Here is a 17084-nt window from a genome sequence, read left to right as displayed (position 1 = left end):
AGATGTTTATAAGAGACGGGGTGTACCCGCCCCAGATGTGATGCACGTACCGTTTGTCCGCGGTGCGCGCTAGCCTGTCCCCCATGAGCGACGCAGCCACCGTGCACCCCGCAGACCGGCACGACCGCATCCGGGTGCAGGGCGCCCGCGAGCACAACCTCAAGAATGTGAGTGTCGAGCTGCCGAAACGGCGTCTCACCGTGTTCACCGGCGTCTCCGGCTCCGGCAAGAGCTCGCTCGTGTTCAGCACCATCGCCGCGGAGTCGCAGCGCCTCATCAATGAGACCTACAGCGCCTTCGTGCAGGGCTTCATGCCTGCGCAGCCACGGCCGGACGTCGACGTGCTGGAGGGGCTGACCACCGCGATCATCGTCGATCAGGAGCGCATGGGGGCCAACCCGCGATCCACGGTGGGCACCGCGACGGACGTGAACGCGATGCTGCGCATCATCTTCTCGCGTCTTGGGCAGCCGCACATCGGTTCACCCAACGCCTTCTCCTTCAATGTGGCCTCGATCAGAGGCGCCGGAGCCGTGACCCTCGAAAAAGGCGGCAAGCAGGTGAAGGAGCGCCGCAGCTTCGAGATCCTGGGCGGCATGTGCCCCGGCTGCGAGGGCCGCGGCACGGTCAGCGACTTCGCCCTCGACGAGCTGTACGACGAGACGCGGACGCTCGCCGAGGGGGCGCTGAAGGTCCCCGGGTTCAGCATGGACGGCTGGTACGGCCGCGTCTTCGCCGCGGTGCTGCCGATGGACGTGCCGATCCGCGACTTCAGCGCGGAGCAGCTGCGCGTGCTACTGCACGAGGAGCCGCGCAAGGTGAAGGCCGATGGCGTCAACGTCACCTACGAGGGTCTGATCCCGCGCATCCGGAAGTCGATGCTCTCGAAGGACCGCGAGGCCATGCAGCCGCACATCCGCGCCTTCGTCGACCGGGCCATCGTGTTCCGTCCCTGCCCCGACTGCGAGGGCACCCGCCTCAACGCGAGCGCGCGCTCCTCGAAGATCCGGGGGCTCTCCATCGCCGAGGTGTGCGCCATGCAGATCACGGACCTCGCCGAGTGGGTGCGCGGCCTCGACGACCCCGGCATCGCGCCGCTCGTCGCGAAGCTCAGCGGCACCCTCGACGCCTTCGTGCAGATCGGCCTCGGCTATCTCAGCCTCGACCGGCCCACGGGCACCCTCTCCGGCGGCGAGTCGCAGCGCACCAAGATGATCCGGCACCTGGGCTCCGCGATCACCGACGCCAGCTACGTCTTCGACGAGCCCTCGATCGGGTTGCACCCGCACGACATGCAGCGCATGAACCAGCTGCTGCTGCAGCTGCGCGACACGGGCAACACGGTGCTCGTCGTGGAACACAAGCCGGAGATGATCGCGATCGCGGATCACGTGGTCGAGCTGGGCCCGGGAGCGGGCGCCGCGGGCGGCGAGATCTGCTTCGAGGGCACAGTGGAGGGGCTGCGCGCCTCGGGCACGCTCACGGGGCGCCGCCTGGACGACCGGGCGCGGCTGAAGGAGACGGTGCGCCCGGCGAGCGGTGCGATCGAGGTGCGCGGCGCGGATCTGCACAATCTCCGCGGTGTCGACGTCGACGTGCCGCTCGGCGTGCTCTGCGCGGTGACGGGAGTCGCCGGCTCGGGGAAGAGCTCGCTCATCCACGGCTACGTCTCGACGCAGGAGGGCGTGGTGGCGGTCGACCAGGGCGCGATCAAGGGCTCGCGGCGTTCCAATCCCGCCACCTACACGGGCCTGCTCGATCCTGTGCGTGCGGCCTTCGCGAAGGCGAACGGGGTGAAGCCGGCGCTCTTCAGCGCGAACTCGGAGGGGGCGTGCCCCGAGTGCAAGGGCGCGGGCGTCGTCACCACCGATCTCGGCATGATGGCGACGATGGAGAGCGTGTGCCAGGTCTGCGAGGGGCGGCGCTTCGACGCCGCGGTGCTCGAGTACACGCTCGGCGGCAAGAACATCTCCGAGGTGCTGGAGCTGTCGGTGAGCGAGGCACTGGCGTTCTTCTCGGCGCCGGAGTCGAAGGTGCCGAAGGCGGCGAAGATCCTGGAGGGGCTGGCCGAGGTGGGGATCGGCTACCTGAAGCTCGGCCAGGCGCTGTCGACGCTCTCCGGCGGCGAGCGCCAGCGGCTGAAGCTCGCGATCCGCATGCTCGAGGACGCCGAGGTGTACGTGCTCGACGAGCCGAGCTCGGGTCTGCACCTCGCCGATGTGGAGCAGCTGCTGGGCGTGCTCGACCGGCTGGTCGACTCCGGCAAGAGCGTGATCGTGATCGAGCATCACCAGGCGGTCATGGCGCACGCAGACTGGATCATCGACCTCGGCCCCGGCGCCGGCCATGAGGGCGGAACCGTCGTGTTCGCGGGCTCCCCGCGCGAGCTCGTCGCCGACGGCTCCACCCTCACCGCCCGGCACCTCGCCGAGTACGTATCGGGGTGACCTCGCACTCGCGCCCGCAAGCGCGCGGGGCGCGGGGCGCGGGGCGCGAGGCGCGAGGCGCGAGGCGCGGGGACATGGTGCACTCCCGCGACCCGCAGGTCAACCCCGTCGCGGCGGCCGGACCGCCGCGGGAGCCTGGAGGCGGATCGGCGGGCGCGACCGGCGTCGGGCGCCGGCTCCGAGATCGGGGGGATCGAGATGAGCGAACAGCACCGCATGGGCGAGGAACGCGCGGCCGCGGCCGTCGCAGCGGAACGCGGGATGACGCACCGGGAGGAGGTGCTCGACCGCGAGAGGGAACGCTTCGGCGGCTTCAAGTGGGGATCCGCGTTCTTCGGCTGGCTCGCCGCGATGGGAACCGCCGTGCTGCTGACGGCGCTGCTCAGTGCGATCGGGGCTGGGATCGGCCTCGGCGCGGCCGACGGCGACGTGCAGGAGGCAGCGGACGAACTCGCCGCGAACGCCGACACTGTGAGCATCGTCAGCGCCATCGCGCTCGCGGTCGTGCTCTTCATCGCCTACTTCTGCGGCGGCTACGTGGCGGGCCGCATGGCGCGGTTCTCCGGAGCGAAGCAGGGTGTGGCGGTGTGGATCTGGGCGGTCGTGATCGCGATCGTCGTTGCGGTCGTCACGGCACTGGCCGGCTCCCAGTTCAACGTGCTCGGCGCCGTCAACGGCTTCCCGCGCATCCCCGTCGACGAGGGCGCCCTGACCGCGACCGGCATCGTCACGGCGATCGTTGTTGCGCTCGTCAGCCTCGGCGGGGCGATCGTCGGCGGCCTCGCGGGCATGCGCTACCACCGGCGCGTCGATCACGCCGGCCTCGGCCGGTGACCACGGCTGGATCCGGATCCGGATCCGCGCCTCCATCGGGCCGAGGTCGCCAGGATCTGCGCCAGGCCCGTGCTCAGTGAAGCCCCACCCACGGAAGGACGCATGATGATCGACACCACCGCCATCAACAGCCTGTTCGACGCGAGGGTCACCGGCCCGGACGGCGAGCGGATCGGCACCGTGAAGCAGGTCTACCTCGACCACGACAGCGGCGAGCCCCTGTTCGTCACCGTCGCCACCGGCCTCTTCGGCACCTCGGAGTCGTTCGTGCCGGTGAGCGGCGCGGCGTTCGACGGCCACGTGCTGCACGTGTCCTACGACAAGGCGACCATCAAGGATGCGCCCCGGATCGATGCCGACGGCGAGCTGACGGAGGCCGAGGAGGACCGCATCCTCGACTACTACGCGCGGGCCGGCGCGGGGTCGGCCGTCGAGGGCACGGGCTCGGGGCGCGTCGCAGGGGACGCGGGATCCGCCGCAGGCACGGACACGAACGCCCGGGCGAGCCACGCGGAACCGGCGAACGGCCCGGAGGCCGCAGCCGGGGAAGCCGTCGGCCGGCCCCGCCTCCGCCGCTACGTCATCGTCGAGGAGCGCATCGTCACGGTGCCCGACCCGGCCGCGGATCCGGGAACCGGGCGGGACGCGCCCGGGCACGCCTAGGGGCGCACAGCCGCGGGTGCACCCGGCCCCTGCGCCCTGACCGCTACGGGGCGCTCGGCAGGAGGGCGAGGGCGCGGATGAGGCGGTGGAGCTCGCCGATGGCGCGCTGACGCGGGATCAGCGCGAGCCGGGGCAGCTCGGGGCGGTCGCGCTCGGCGAGCTCAGCGGGGCGCGGCTCGGCGCGCTCGATCCTGCCGCGCAGGCACATGCCCGAGAAGCGCTCGTTCAGCTCCGCCAGCTCCGCCTCGGTGGGCGCCGCGCGCAAACGCAGCACGAGCTCCTCGTCGAACCAGCGCAGCGAGTCGTAGTTGCGCCAGAAGCCGGTGACCTCCGCGACGGCGGCCTCCGCCGAGTCGGTGACGAGCACGCGGTCGAGATCGTCGACGGCGATCAACCCGGATCCCGCCAGCTCCTCCGTGACGAAGCGCGCGAAGCCGCTCCAGTAGCTGCCGCCTGGCCGGTCCAGCAGCACGATGGGCACCGGCTCCATCTTGCCGGTCTGCTGCAGGGTGAGCAGCTCGAAGGTCTCGTCCATGGTGCCGAATCCGCCCGGCAGGCAGATGAAGCCGCTCGACTCCTTCACCAGCATCAGCTTGCGGGTGAAGAAGTACTTCATGGCGACGCGCCGATCGTCGTCTTCCACGATGGCGTTGGGGCGCTCTTCGAAGGGCAGCCGGATCGACACGCCCAGCGAGCGCTCGCGCCCCGCGCCCGTCGCCGCGGCCTCCATGATGCCGGGTCCGGCGCCCGTCACGACCGTCCACCCCCGCTCGGCCAGCCCGCGGGCCGCGGCCTCGGCCGCGTGCCACAGCGGGTCCCCCACCTCGGTGCGCGCCGATCCGAAGATCGTCGCCTTGGGGATACCCGAGTAGGGGGCGAAGAGCCGGAACGCGGCACGCATCTCCTCCACCGCGGCCGCCGTGATCTTCAGATTGAGCCGGCTCGCGCCGTCCTGGCCCAGGCCGATGCCGCTCGCGATGATCCGCCTGATCAGGCCTCGCTGCGCGGTGATGCCGGCTTCGGCGACGAGCGAGGAGATCGCCTCGTCGAGCGCCGCGTCCCGGAGTCCCCCCGTCATGTCTCCCCGCATTCCCCGTGCGCCGTCCGCACCGCTACGCGGTCACGACCTGCGGCGTCCCGGTGCCCTCGGAGGCGGGCATCTCGGCGGCGATCCGGTTGGCCTCGGCGATCAGCGTCGCCACGATCTCGCTCTCGGGCACGGTCTTGATGACCTCCCCCTTCACGAAGATCTGCCCCTTGCCGTTGCCGCTCGCGACGCCCAGGTCCGCCTCGCGCGCCTCACCCGGCCCGTTCACCACGCAGCCCATCACGGCGACCCGCAGCGGCACGCTCATGCCCTCGAGCCCCGCGGTCACCTGGTCGGCGAGCGTGTAGACGTCCACCTGCGCCCGGCCGCACGAGGGGCACGACACGATCTCCAGCTTGCGCTCCCGCAGGTTCAGCGACTGCAGGATCTGCAGGCCGACCTTCACCTCCTCGACCGGGGGCGCGGAGAGCGAGACGCGGATCGTGTCGCCGATGCCCTCGGACAGCAGGATCCCGAACGCCGTCGCGCTCTTGATGGTGCCCTGGAAGGCGGGTCCCGCCTCCGTGACGCCGAGGTGCAGCGGCCAGTCGCCGCGCTCGGCGAGCAGCCGGTACGCCTGCACCATCACGACGGGGTCGTTGTGCTTCACCGAGATCTTGAAGTCGTGGAAGTCGTGCTCCTCGAACAGCGAGGCCTCCCACACGGCGCTCTCCACGAGCGCCTCCGGCGTCGCCTTGCCGTACTTCTGCAGCAGCCGCGGGTCGAGCGATCCCGCGTTCACCCCGATGCGCAGGGACACGCCGGCCGCCTTCGCGCGCCGGGCGATCTCGCCCACCTGATCGTCGAACTTCCGGATGTTGCCGGGGTTGACGCGCACCGCGGCGCAGCCGGCATCGATCGCCGCGAAGACGTAGTTCGGCTGGAAGTGGATATCGGCGATCACCGGGATCTGGCTCTTCTTCGCGATGATCGGCAGCGCCTCGGCATCGTCCCGGGAGGGGCAGGCGACGCGCACGATGTCGCATCCCGCCGCCGTCAGCTCGGCGATCTGCTGCAGCGTCGCGTTGATGTCGGTGGTCGGGGTCGTCGTCATCGACTGCACCGAGACGGGCGCGTCGCCCCCGACCCGCACGGAGCCGACGGCGATCTCGCGGCTCTTGCGCCGCGGGGCGAGCACCTGGGGAACAGCGGGCATTCCGAGATTGACTGCTGGCACGCCCCGAGTCTACCCGCGCCCGGACCCCGCCTCCTGGGTGTGTACCTTTCTCGCCGGCGTACACCTTGATCACCGCCATCGAGGTACACGCCCGCGAGAAAGGTACACACCGGCTCGCCGCATACCGCCCGGCGGCGGCCGTCAGCCGAAGAACTGCACCGGCTTCACGATGTCGGCATACATGAGCAGCACGCTCATGCCGCCCAGGATCACCACGACCGCGAAGGTGACGGGCACCATTCGCGCGGTGTCGATCGGCCCGGGATCCGGCTTGCGCCGCAGGCGTGCGATCCCGCGTTTCGCCCCCTCGTAGAGCGCGCCGGCCACGTGCCCGCCGTCCAGCGGCATGAGCGGGACGAGGTTGAACACGAACAGCGCCACGTTCAGCGAGCCGAGCAGGCCGACCATCACCTGGGCACGAGCGGCGACCGGGGCATCGAGGCTCGCGACCTCCCCGGCGAGGCGGCCGACGCCCACGACGCTCATCGGGCCATCCGGGTCGCGGGCCTCGCTGCCGAAGGCCGCGTTCCACACGTCGACCATGCGCTCGGGCAGCCTGACGATCACGCCGGCGACCCGCTCGATGTTCTCGCCGACGAAGGCCGGCACCTCGGTGAGGGGCCTTGGCGCCGTCTCCTGCGCCGGCGAGGCGCCGATCATGCCGACGGTCTCGGTGCGCGGCCTGCCCTCGGCGTCGGTCGCGGCCGTGCCGTCCGGGTTCACGACCGCGCGCTCGTTCGCGACGGGAGTGAGCCGCAGCGACTGCGCCGTCCCGTCGCGCTCGATCCCGAGCTCGAGGCTCACACCGGCCGAGTCGCCCACGATCTCGCGGAACTGCTCCCAGCTCTCGATCTTGATGCCATCGACCGACACGATCCGGTCGCCGGGTCGCAGCCCCGCGGCTGCGGCGGGCGCGGCGGGATCCGAGGCCGAGCAGGAACTCGCGCTGCTGGACGCCGGCAGCAGGCACTCGTTGACGCTGCCGAGCGTCGTGCTGTTCTGCGGGAGTCCGAAGCCGACGAGGAAGATCGCGAAGAAGACGAACGCCAGCACCAGGTTCATGACGGGGCCGCCGAGCATGATGACGATCTTCTTCCACATCGGCAGGCGGTAGAAGGTGCGGTGGTCCTCGCCCTCGGCGATGGTCTCCGCGCTCGCGAGTCGCGCCTCGTCGGCCAGGCCGGCGAGGCCGCGGCGGCTCTCCTCCTCGGCCACCGCGGCGGGCGGGTCGCCGATGCGTTCGAGCTCGGCGAGGGCGTCCGCCGCCGATCCCGCCTCGCGCTCCTGCCGGCTCCCGGCGGCTCCGGCCCTCACCGAGCCGGCGCTCTCCTCCACGACCGAGTTGAGAAAGCCGGTGGTCGACGCGCGCGGTGCCTCCCCGGGCTTCTTCGGCGGGTACATGCCGATCATCGCCACGTAGCCGCCGAAGGGAAGCAGCTTGACGCCGTACTCGGTCTCGCCCTTCTTCCGCGACCACAGCGTGCGGCCGAAGCCGATCATGTACTGCGTCACCTTCACGCCAAAGAGCTTCGCCGGCACCAGGTGGCCGATCTCGTGCAGGGCGATGGACAGCGCGAGACCCGCGAGGACGATCAGGATCCCCAGCACGTAGAGCAGCACTTCAGTCACGGCATCAGGCTAGACCCCGGCGCTGTGGAGTTTCGGGGAGGGGCGCCCCGGAGCCGCGCACCCGAACGCGCCGCGATCCGCAGCTCGGGGCCGTCCGGAGCGGCGATCCCGAGCGCGATCCCAGACCGCGATCCGTACCGCTGCCGGCTCAGCGCGCCGCGATGAGCCGCTGGGCCCGCTCGCGCGCCCAGCGCTCGGCCTCGGCCAGGCCCTCCAGGGTCAGCGTCTCGGGCGCCGAGTGCGCCTCGAGCACCTCGCGCACCAGCTCGACGATGTCGAGGAAGCCGATGCGCCCGTCGTGGAAGGCGTGCACCGCCTCCTCGTTCGCCGCATTGAAGACCGCGGGATAGCTGCGCCGCGCCCGCCCCACCTCCTTCGCGAGCGCCACGGCCGGGAACGCGGTCTCGTCGAGCGGCTCGAAGTCCCACGTGCCGGCCGCGCCCCAGTCGAGCGGCTCACCGACGTGCGCGAGCCGGTTCGGCCAGCTCAGTCCGAGCGCGATCGGCAGCCGCATGTCCGGCGGGGAGGCCTGCAGGATCGTGGAGCCGTCGATGAACTCGACCATCGAGTGCACGATCGACTGCGGATGCACCACGACGTCGATGTCGCTGTAGGAGACGCCGAAGAGCAGGTGCGCCTCGATCACTTCGAGGCCCTTGTTCATCAGCGTTGCGGAGTTCGTGGTGACCATGCGGCCCATGTTCCAGGTCGGATGGGCCAGCGCTTCGGCGGGGGTCACATCGCGCAGCGAGGCGCGGCTGCGCCCGCGGAAGGGGCCTCCCGAGGCCGTGAGCACCAGGCGCCGCACCTCGTCGGCGCGCCCCGCCCGCAGCGCCTGCGCGATCGCGGAGTGCTCGGAGTCGACCGGGACGATCTGATCGGGCCCCGCCAGCCCCGTGACGAGGTCGCCGCCGACGATCAGCGACTCCTTGTTGGCGAGCGCGAGCGTGCGGCCCGCTTCGAGCGCCGCGATCGTCGGCGCGAGGCCGACCGAGCCGGTGATGCCGTTGAGCACCACGTCGGCGGGCACCTCACGGATCAGCTTCACCGCCTCGTCGATCCCGAGCGCCGTGTGCTCGACGCTGAACTCCTCGGCCTGCGACCGCACCCGTTCGCCGTTCGATCCGGCCACGAGGCCGACGATCTGGAACTTCGAGGGGTTCTTGCGGACGACGTCGAGCGCCTGCTCGCCGATCGAGCCGGTGGATCCGAGGATGACGACGCGCTTCATGCACACCATTCTGGCGGCTCACCGCCCGGAACGGCGCAGCACCGCCCGGAACGGCGCAGCCCCGCCGCTCCGGGGAGCGACGGGGCCATCAGCGGATCCGGGCCGCGGGCCGGCCGGATCGGCGCCGCTGCTACTTCCCGGAGTCGGCGTGCACCGTTCCGAGGATGTCGAGCACGAACACCATCACGTCGTCGGCCTGGTGCCCCATCTGCTCGAGCTGGGCGCCGCCGTAGCCCCCGTCCTCGGCGGGAACGACCGCGATCACCTGGGAGCCGACCTTCTGCCCCTCGAGCGCCTTCTGGAAGCCGCCGATCACCTGGGTCGTGACGAAGTTGGCGGGCTCGCCCCGGCTCCAGCTCGAGTCGAACTCCTCGCCCGTGCGCCAGATCACGCCGCGGTAGTTGACGTAGACGCGATCCCCCGGTTCGACGGTCTCGCCGTCGCCCTCGATGAGGGTCGCGACCTCCAGCTTGCTCGGCGGCTCCACGCCCTTGGGCATGGTGATCGTGGGCGAGCCGTCGTCGGCGAGCTTCACGGTCGGGAAGCCCTCGGGCGCCGGCACGGCCTTGCCTTCGGCCTTCTTCAGCAGCTCGTCCTCGCCGAGGGTGCCCGGCTCGCCGCTGGCGCCTGCGTCGTCGGCCGCGTCGGAGACCTTGCCGATCGACATGACCACCACGACCGTGTCGTCCTTCGCCACACCCGAGAGGCCGACCTGCTCGGGTTCCAGATCGGGGTATGCCTCGGTGAACGGCATTGCGAGCGCGACCTCCTGGCCGGGCACCCCGCAGCGCAGCCCGTCGTAGGCCCAGTCGAAGAGCGTGCCCTTCGCGAAGGGCGTCGGCGCCGCGGGCGCCTCCTGCAGCACGCTGCCGTCCTTGCCGTTGAACATGGTCATGGCGACCTCGACCTGCTGACCGTCCTTCGGCGCGTCGCCCTCGCCGTCCTTGAGGACCGTGCGCTGCAGCGTGTCGGCCTCGACGGGGGTCTTCGAGGTGAGCTCGAGGCCCGAGCCGACGTCGCCCTTCACCTCGATGGAGTCGCTGGCGGAGCCCGCCGGCACGCAGTCGGCCCCGGAAGCGTCCTTCGACGGCGAACCGCCCGCGCTGCACGCGGACATCAGCAGGGCGCCCGCGAGCGCGGCGGGCAAAAGGGCACGGGTGAGGTTCACGGTGATCTGGATCCTTCGCTTGGGGGGAGACACGGAGAGCGAATAGCCTTCCCCGAGTATCCCCCAGTCGTCTCATGTTCTCCTGGGAGGCTCCGCCCGCTCAGGCTCGCGCGGCGAGCGCCGCCGCATACAGCTCCCGCGAGGGGATCCCCGTCGCCTCGGCGACCGACCGCGCAGCGTCTTTCAGACGTTCGCCCTCCGCAACGCGCTGCTGGACCTCCGCGAGTGCCGTCTCGGGCGAGGTCTCGGCCTGCGGCGCACCGCCGACGACGATCACGATCTCGCCGCGCACGCCCTCCGCCGCCCAGGCCGCGAGCTCGCCGAGGGTGCCGCGGCGCACCTCCTCGTGCAGCTTGGTGAGCTCACGGCAGACGGCGGCGGGACGCCCCTCCCCGAAGACGCGTGCGAGCTCGGCGAGCGCGGAGGCGAGCCGGGACGGAGCCTCGAAGAAGACGAGCGTGCGGCGCTCGGCGGCGAGGTGTTCGAGAGCCCGGGACCGCTCCCCCGCCTTTCGCGGCAGGAAGCCCTCGAATGCGAAGCGGTCCGTCGGCAGGCCGGAGACGGCGAGCGCCGTGATCACCGCGCTCGGCCCCGGGATCGCGCTCACCTCGACGCCCTGCGCGGCGGCGAGCTGCACCACCCGGAAGCCCGGATCCGAGACCGTCGGCATGCCGGCGTCGCTCACCAGCACCACGTCCTCGCCCGCGGCGCGCTCCACGAGCGCGGCCGCGCGGTCGTGCTCGTTGTGCTCGTGCAGGGCGAGCAGCTCGGGCCGGTTCTCGATGCCGAGCAGCCGGAGCAGCTGCGCCGTGTGGCGGGTGTCCTCAGCGGCGATCACGGTGGCCGTCTCGAAGGTCTCGCGCAGCCTGAGCGAGGCGTCCCCGAGGTTGCCGATCGGGGTGGCGGCGAGCAGGAGCATGCCTCCATGCTATGCCCGCGCGGCGGAGGCGCGGGGGTAGCAAGGGGGGTGTCTCTTTTACACATCTCCCCGATTCGGGCGGGGCGGGTGTCTGAGAGGATGGACCCCATGAGCGCTCCGCAGCACCCGTTCTCGCCGCCACCCCACCCCTACGCGAACGGTTCGGCGCGCCCCGGCCGGGGCCTCGCGATCACCGCGATGGCGCTCGGCCTCCTCGCACTGCTGACGGCGCTGGTCGGCGTGTTCTACGCGCCGCCCGTCACCGCCGTCGGCGCAGCCCTGGGCCTCGTGGCGGTCGTGCTCGGGATCGTGGCGCTCGTGCTGCGGCAGCGGCGCGCCCCGAGCGTCACGGGTCTCGCGGGCGGCGGCGCGGCGATGCTCGTGGCCGCCGTTGCCGGTGCGATGGCCTTCGCCTCGCTCGCGACGCCGTTCTCGGAGCTCGCGCCGACGGCGGCGCCCCCGGGCCAGGACGCCGAGGACGGCGGCTCTGGGGGCGAGGGCGCCCCTGCCGTCGCGTGGCCCGCGAACATGTCCACCGGCGGGCTCGTGTTCACCGGCGACGGCGACGGCGGGATCGAGCTCCTGCGCTCGGACGCCCCGCACGACAACGCCCTGCCCGAACCGCGCGAGGCGTCCGAGCTCGGGCAGGGCGCGCTGGTGCGCGTCTACCTCGACTACCGCTGCCCCTTCTGCGGGGAGTTCGAGCGGGAGAATGCGCAGACGCTCGCCGACGCGGTCGCCTCGGGTGCCGCTGCGGTGGAGCTGACGCCGCTCACCTTCCTCGACCGGGTGTCGCCCGATGCGTACTCCTCGCGGGCGGCCGGCGCAATGGCCTGCGTGGCGGATCAGCAGCCGGACGCCGCCTGGGACGCGCACGCCGCGCTGCTCGATCCGGCGTTCCAGCCCGCGGAGAGCCAGGCGGGGCACGACGACGACGCCCTGCTCGCGGAGCTGGACCGCGCGACGGGCGGCCTCGGCGAGGGGGTCCGGAGCTGCGTGGAGGAGCGCCGCTTCACCGGCTTCGCGACCGCGCTGAACGACTGGGTGTTCGCGAATCCCGTTCCCCACGCCGCCGATCCCTCGCTCACGGTGACGGGGACGCCGCTCGTCCTCGTGGACGGCGTACCGTACACGGGCGCGCCCGGCGACGGCGCGGCGTTCCGCGCGTTCCTCGACGCGCAGGGCGTGCAGCTCCCGGCGGGCTCCTGAACGGAGCGCCGGCGCACCGCTGAACAGGCGAACGCGGTCGCGGGCGCTAGAGTAGGTCGGCTATGCACTCACCGCACCCGGAACCGGACCGCCGAGACACGCTGATCGCGCGCACCGGAATCGCTTACTTCCCTCTTGCGCTCGTCGCGCGACTGCCGTTCGCGATGTCGGTGGTGGGGGTGCTCACCCTGCTCGTGTCGGTGCGCGGCTCGGTGGAACTCGCCGGCCTCGGCTCCGCGGTGGTGGGGATCGCCTCGGCGGTCTTCGGCCCGTTGATCGGCGCCGCCGCGGACCGCTTCGGACAGCGGCCGACGCTGCTGGCCACGGCCGGGGTGAACAGCGTGGCGCTCGGCCTGCTCGCCTGGACGGCGATGAGCCCGCTCCCCCCGCTCGCGGTATTCGCGGCGGCGTTCCTCGTGGGCGCCTCGGTGCCGCAGACCTCGCCCATGTCCCGGTCCCGCCTCGTCACGATCATCCGGACGGAGCTGCCCGCGGAGCGCCGGCCCCGCACCATCTCCACCGTGCTGGCCTACGAGTCCGCGGCGGACGAGCTGGTGTTCGTCTTCGGCCCCGTGATCGTGGGCCTGCTGGCCACGACGCTCGGAGCCTGGGCCCCGATCGCGGGGGCCGCGGCGCTCACGCTGCTCTTCGTCACCGCCTTCGCCCTGCATCGCACGAGCGTCTCCGCCACCTCGCCTGCGGAGCGCGCCGCGACGCTGGCCCCCGCCGCCGAGCTGCTGCGCCCCGCGCTGCTGGTCGTGGTGCTCGGCATCTTCGCGGTCGGCACGGTGTTCGGCTCGACCCTCACCTCGCTGACGGCGTTCATGCAGGCGCGGGGCTCCGCGGAGTCGGCGGGCCTCTTCTACGGGGTGATGGGCGTGGGATCGGCGATCCTCGCGATCTGCGCCGCGCTCTTCTCGCCGCGCTTCACGCTGCGTATGCGCTGGCTCGTCTTCGCCAGCTGCATCGTCATCGGGGAGGCGATCCTCGCCTCGGCCTCGGCTCCCGGCCGCGGTGTGGGCACGGTCGCGCTGGGCCTCGCGATCACCGGGATCGGCATCGGCCCGCTGCTGGTCACCCTCTACGGCTTCGGCGCAGGGCGCAGCCCCGAGGGACGCTCGGCCACGGTGATGACGATGCTCGGATCAGGGATCATGCTCGGCCAGTCGCTGTCTGCGGCGGCGACCGGAATCGTCGCCGAGTCGCAGGGCCTGGCGGCGGCCCTGCTGCTGCCGCTGTGCGCCGGGGCGGCGACGGTGCTCACCGGTGCCGCCAACTGGCTCTTGACGCCGCGGACGGCTCGCTGAGCGCCGGGGCCTGCTCGCTGAGCGCCGGGGCCTGCTCGCTGAGCGCCGGGGCCGGAATACCGGGCCGTCCGGCGGCGTTGTTCCCGGTACTCGGGAAATACCGGCTCCGCCGCGCCGTGTCGGCAGTCGGTGGAAGAATGGAGACCATGCCCGCTCCCGCACTCGCCCCCGCAGAGCTCGCGCAGCTGCGCGCGGCCTTCCCCTACTTCGCCGCGGCCGACGGCCTCGCCGACCGCGCAGCCGCGCCGGCGTACCTCGACTCGGCAGCCACCTCGCAGCGCCCGGCCGTCGTCCTCGACGCCGAGCGGCGCTTCCTCGAGACCGCGAACGCCGCGGTGCACCGCGGCACGAGCGGTGCCGTAGGCGCCGCCACCGAGGCCTTCGAGGGGGCGCGCGCCGCGGTGGCCCGCTTCGTGGGTGCCGCGGCTCCCGAGCAGATCGTGTGGGCCGAGAACGCCACCGACGCGTTGAACATCGTCGCGCTCGGAATCGGCGAGGCGAACGCGGGACTGGGGGTCGCGGGCAGCGAGCGCTTCGCGCTCGGCTCGGGCGACGAGATCCTCGTCACGGAGGCGGAGCACCACGCGAATCTGATCCCGTGGCAGCGGCTCGCCGCGAAGACTGGCGCGAAGCTGCGCTTCGTCCCGGTGCGGGAGGACGGCACCTGGACCCTTGACGACGCGCGCGCCGCGCTGAACGAGCGCACCCGCATCTTCGCCTTCGCGCACATCTCGAACGTGACCGGCCTCGTCGCGCCCGTCGCCGAGCTGGCGGAGCTGGCGCGCGCGGCCGGGGCAGTCACCGTGCTCGACGCCTGCCAGTCCGTGCCGCACGTGCCGGTCGACTTCGCGGCGCTGGGGGTGGACTTCGCGGCGTTCTCGGGCCACAAGATGCTCGGGCCCAACGGCATCGGCGTGCTCTACGGCCGACCGGAGCTGCTCGCGGCGCTGCCGCCCGCGCGTACGGGCGGCTCGGCGATTACGAGGGTCACCATGGAGGGCGCCGAGTTCATGCCGCCGCCGATGCGCTTCGAGGCCGGCACGCAGCCGGTGTCCCAGGCCGTGGGCCTGGGTGCCGCGGTCGGGTTTCTCGAGGAATTCGGCATGGCGCGTGCCGCAGCGCGCGAGCACGAGCTCGTGGAGCGGCTGGTGGCGGGCATTGCGGCGACGCCAGGGGTGCGCTTGCTCGGGCCGGCGGATCCGGCCAAGCGGGTCGCGCTCGCGGCGGTCTCGGTCGAGGGCCTGCACGCTCATGACGTGGGCCAGTTCCTCGACGAGCAGGGGGTGCTCGTGCGCGTGGGTCACCACTGCGCGCAGCCGCTGCATCGCGCGCTCGGCATCGCCTCGAGTACCCGGGCGAGCGTGCACGTGACGACCACGGAGGACGAGGTGGACCGGTTCATCGACGCGCTGCGCGGTGCGCTGCGCTATTTCGGAGTGGAGGCGGCCGCGTGAGCGCTCTTGACGGGCTCTATCAGGAGCTGATCCTCGATCATTCGAAGCGTCCCGTGGGTAAGGGGCCGCTCGAAGCGCCCCCGGACGCGCTCACGGCCTCCCATCACGAGTTCAATCCGAGCTGCGGCGACGAGATCGACCTGTCGATCTCGGTCGACCCCGTCTCGGGCCGCATCGAGCGGCTCGCCTGGGAGGGACAGGGCTGCTCCATCTCGATGGCTTCGGCGTCGATCCTGTCTCAGCTCGTGCGGGACGATCGGCTGACCGTGGACGAGGCACGCAGCCGTATCGATGCGTTCCGCGAGATGATCCAGGCGCGCGGCGAAGGCGAGCCGGACGAGGAGCTGCTGGGCGACGCGGTCGCCCTCCAGGGCGTCTCGAAGTTCGTGATGCGCGTGAAGTGCGCCATGCTGGGCTGGGTGGCGCTCGAGGCGGATCTCGCGCAGGTGGAGGCTCAGCGCGGCTGAGCCGGCGGGCAGGGCTGCGCCGCACCGGCGAACCGCATCGGCGGCGCCGGAGAGGGGTGCCCGGGATCCCTCGGTTCACCGGTTCCGCAGGCCGAACTCCGCTGCTCCCGGAACTGGGCTCTCAGTCTCAGAATGAGACCTCCGGCGATCCCGTGACTGTTGTGCAACTGATATACCCGTGGCATACTCAGCGGAGACGTCGATGCGCCCGAATCGGGCGCGCGCACAGGGAGGGACGGCGAAGATGCCTACGAACAGAGCTGTTGTCTACAAGGGTCCGGGCGAGGTCGAGGTCGTCGACACCCCCTATCCCGAGTTCGAGCTGAAGGACGGCCCGGGGGTCAATCCCGCGAACGTGGGCCGCAAGGTGCCGCACGGAGCGATCCTGCGCACGGTCAGCACCAACATCTGCGGCTCTGACCAGCACATGGTGCGCGGGCGCACCACCGCTCCCGCCGGCCTGGTGCTCGGCCACGAGATCACCGGCGAGGTGATCGAGGTCGGCCCCGATGTCGAGTTCATCAAGGTGGGTGACATCGTCTCGGTGCCGTTCAACATCGCCTGCGGCCGCTGCCGCAACTGCAAGGAAGGGAAGACGGGGATCTGCCTCAACGTCAACCCGGACCGCCCGGGCTCGGCGTACGGCTACGTCGACATGGGCGGCTGGGTCGGCGGCCAGGCCGAGTACGTGCTCGTGCCCTACGCCGACTGGAATCTGCTGAAGTTCCCGGACCGCGATCAGGCCATCGAGAAGATCCTCGATCTGACGATGCTCTCGGACATCTTCCCGACCGGCTTCCACGGCGCGGTCACGGCGGGCGTCGGGCCCGGCTCGACCGTGTACATCGCCGGGGCCGGCCCGGTGGGCATCGCGGCCGCCGTCGGCGCGCAGCTGCTCGGCGCGGCCGCCGTGATCGTCGGCGACCTCAACGAGGACCGGCTGGCGCAGGCCCGCTCGATCGGCTGTGAGACGGTCGACGTCTCGAAGGGCGATCCGCGCGATCAGATCGAGCAGATCCTCGGCGTGCCCGAGGTCGACGCCGGCGTCGACGCGGTGGGCTTCGAGGCCCGCGGGCACGGCGCCGACGCCGCGCACGAGGCGCCGGCGACCGTGCTGAACTCGCTGATGGACCTCACCGCGGCCGGCGGCGCGCTCGGCATCCCCGGCCTCTACGTGACCGGCGATCCCGGCGGCGTCGACGAGGCCGCCCAGCACGGCTCGCTCTCGCTGCGCCTGGGACTCGGCTGGGCGAAGTCCCTGTCCTTCACCACTGGCCAGTGCCCCGTGATGAAGTACAACCGGCAGCTCATGCAGGCGATCCTGCACGACAAGGTCCAGATCGCGAAGGCCGTCAACGCGACGCCGATCTCGCTCGAGGACGCCCCGCGCGGCTACGCCGAGTTCGACGGCGGCGCGGCGCGCAAGTACGTGCTGAACCCGAACGGCTACATCAAGTAGAACCGTTCGAGCCGCCGGCGACGCCGGCCGCCA

The 17084-nt window shown here is 71.9% G+C and carries 14 protein-coding genes; 8 read left to right on the top strand and 6 right to left on the bottom strand.

The annotated features are described in order from the left end of the window. The first annotated feature begins 83 nt into the window (after nt 1–83). The 3 genes from B4915_RS13165 (at nt 84) to B4915_RS13155 (ending at nt 3944) form a co-directional block, all read left to right on the top strand. Entirely contained in the window at nt 84–2447 is a 2364-nt protein-coding gene (locus B4915_RS13165) for an ATP-binding cassette domain-containing protein (RefSeq protein ID WP_105806258.1), read from the top strand. A 198-nt stretch (nt 2448–2645) separates the two neighbouring features. After that, nucleotides 2646–3281 carry a hypothetical protein gene (locus B4915_RS13160; RefSeq protein ID WP_181158596.1) on the top strand — a complete coding sequence of 212 codons (636 nt, stop codon included), beginning with the start codon at nt 2646–2648 and terminating at the stop codon, nt 3279–3281. Between the two features lie 105 nt (nt 3282–3386). After that, the gene (locus B4915_RS13155; RefSeq protein WP_181158595.1) at nt 3387–3944 is read left to right on the top strand and encodes a PRC-barrel domain-containing protein; all 558 of its coding nucleotides are present in this window, start codon (nt 3387–3389) and stop codon (nt 3942–3944) included. 43 nt (nt 3945–3987) lie between these two features. Here B4915_RS13155 and B4915_RS13150 read toward each other — a convergent pair whose 3' ends face one another. From B4915_RS13150 to rsmI, 6 genes are all read right to left on the bottom strand, one after another. Beyond that, the gene (locus B4915_RS13150) at nt 3988–5022 is read right to left on the bottom strand and encodes an LOG family protein (RefSeq protein ID WP_105806256.1); all 1035 of its coding nucleotides are present in this window, start codon (nt 5020–5022) and stop codon (nt 3988–3990) included. A 34-nt stretch (nt 5023–5056) separates the two neighbouring features. Continuing rightward, complete coding sequence (gene ispG / locus B4915_RS13145) at nt 5057–6187, bottom strand: flavodoxin-dependent (E)-4-hydroxy-3-methylbut-2-enyl-diphosphate synthase (protein WP_105806255.1); 1131 nt, start codon at nt 6185–6187, stop codon at nt 5057–5059. A 162-nt stretch (nt 6188–6349) separates the two neighbouring features. Beyond that, a complete protein-coding gene (locus B4915_RS13140) occupies nt 6350–7828 on the bottom strand; it encodes a M50 family metallopeptidase (RefSeq protein WP_105806254.1) in 1479 nt (492 codons plus the stop codon). A gap of 157 nt (nt 7829–7985) precedes the next feature. Then, nucleotides 7986–9068: a 1-deoxy-D-xylulose-5-phosphate reductoisomerase gene (gene dxr, locus B4915_RS13135; protein ID WP_105806253.1), complete on the bottom strand. Its 1083-nt coding sequence runs from the start codon at nt 9066–9068 to the stop codon at nt 7986–7988. 130 nt (nt 9069–9198) lie between these two features. Beyond that, a complete protein-coding gene (locus B4915_RS13130; protein WP_105806252.1) occupies nt 9199–10236 on the bottom strand; it encodes an FKBP-type peptidyl-prolyl cis-trans isomerase in 1038 nt (345 codons plus the stop codon). A gap of 100 nt (nt 10237–10336) precedes the next feature. Next, nucleotides 10337–11155 (bottom strand): 16S rRNA (cytidine(1402)-2'-O)-methyltransferase, encoded by an 819-nt coding sequence (gene rsmI, locus B4915_RS13125; protein WP_105806251.1) that lies wholly within the window; start codon nt 11153–11155, stop codon nt 10337–10339. A 108-nt stretch (nt 11156–11263) separates the two neighbouring features. On the opposite strand from rsmI, the gene B4915_RS13120 reads away from it, so the two are divergent. The 5 genes from B4915_RS13120 to fdhA all read left to right on the top strand — a co-directional run bounded on the left by B4915_RS13120 (nt 11264) and on the right by fdhA (nt 17051). Beyond that, nucleotides 11264–12364, top strand: coding sequence for a DsbA family protein (locus tag B4915_RS13120; RefSeq protein ID WP_105806250.1), 1101 nt, complete (start codon nt 11264–11266; stop codon nt 12362–12364). Between the two features lie 62 nt (nt 12365–12426). Beyond that, a complete protein-coding gene (locus tag B4915_RS13115) occupies nt 12427–13671 on the top strand; it encodes an MFS transporter (protein WP_105806249.1) in 1245 nt (414 codons plus the stop codon). Nucleotides 13672–13808: 137 nt separating this feature from the next. Continuing rightward, nucleotides 13809–15125: an aminotransferase class V-fold PLP-dependent enzyme gene (locus B4915_RS13110; protein ID WP_105806248.1), complete on the top strand. Its 1317-nt coding sequence runs from the start codon at nt 13809–13811 to the stop codon at nt 15123–15125. Beyond that, nucleotides 15122–15592, top strand: a complete 471-nt coding sequence (sufU, locus tag B4915_RS13105; protein ID WP_105806247.1) for a Fe-S cluster assembly sulfur transfer protein SufU — start codon at nt 15122–15124, stop codon at nt 15590–15592. The genes B4915_RS13110 and sufU overlap by 4 nt, the downstream gene beginning before the upstream one ends. Before the next feature lie 244 nt (nt 15593–15836). Beyond that, nucleotides 15837–17051, top strand: a complete 1215-nt coding sequence (gene fdhA, locus B4915_RS13100) for a formaldehyde dehydrogenase, glutathione-independent (RefSeq protein ID WP_105806285.1) — start codon at nt 15837–15839, stop codon at nt 17049–17051. The last annotated feature ends 33 nt before the right edge of the window (nt 17052–17084 follow it).

This window comes from Leucobacter massiliensis, assembly GCF_002982315.1.
In the GTDB taxonomy this organism is placed as follows: domain Bacteria; phylum Actinomycetota; class Actinomycetes; order Actinomycetales; family Microbacteriaceae; genus Leucobacter; species Leucobacter massiliensis.
The sequence above is the reverse complement of the archived record's forward strand: the minus strand, read 5'-3'. Positions and strand labels throughout refer to the sequence as shown.

Bases quoted from the DNA above. Each gene is read 5' to 3' on its own strand.
- B4915_RS13165 (WP_105806258.1), top strand. From the start codon at position 84: ATGAGCGACGCAGCCACCGTGCACCCCGCAGACCGGCACGACCGCATC.
- B4915_RS13110 (WP_105806248.1), top strand. From the start codon at position 13,809: ATGGAGACCATGCCCGCTCCCGCACTCGCCCCCGCAGAGCTCGCGCAG.
- dxr (WP_105806253.1), bottom strand. From the start codon at position 9,068: ATGAAGCGCGTCGTCATCCTCGGATCCACCGGCTCGATCGGCGAGCAG.
- ispG (WP_105806255.1), bottom strand. From the start codon at position 6,187: ATGCCCGCTGTTCCCCAGGTGCTCGCCCCGCGGCGCAAGAGCCGCGAG.
- B4915_RS13155 (WP_181158595.1), top strand. From the start codon at position 3,387: ATGATCGACACCACCGCCATCAACAGCCTGTTCGACGCGAGGGTCACC.
- B4915_RS13160 (WP_181158596.1), top strand. From the start codon at position 2,646: ATGAGCGAACAGCACCGCATGGGCGAGGAACGCGCGGCCGCGGCCGTC.
- B4915_RS13115 (WP_105806249.1), top strand. From the start codon at position 12,427: ATGCACTCACCGCACCCGGAACCGGACCGCCGAGACACGCTGATCGCG.
- B4915_RS13150 (WP_105806256.1), bottom strand. From the start codon at position 5,022: ATGACGGGGGGACTCCGGGACGCGGCGCTCGACGAGGCGATCTCCTCG.
- fdhA (WP_105806285.1), top strand. From the start codon at position 15,837: ATGCCTACGAACAGAGCTGTTGTCTACAAGGGTCCGGGCGAGGTCGAG.
- B4915_RS13120 (WP_105806250.1), top strand. From the start codon at position 11,264: ATGAGCGCTCCGCAGCACCCGTTCTCGCCGCCACCCCACCCCTACGCG.
- rsmI (WP_105806251.1), bottom strand. From the start codon at position 11,155: ATGCTCCTGCTCGCCGCCACCCCGATCGGCAACCTCGGGGACGCCTCG.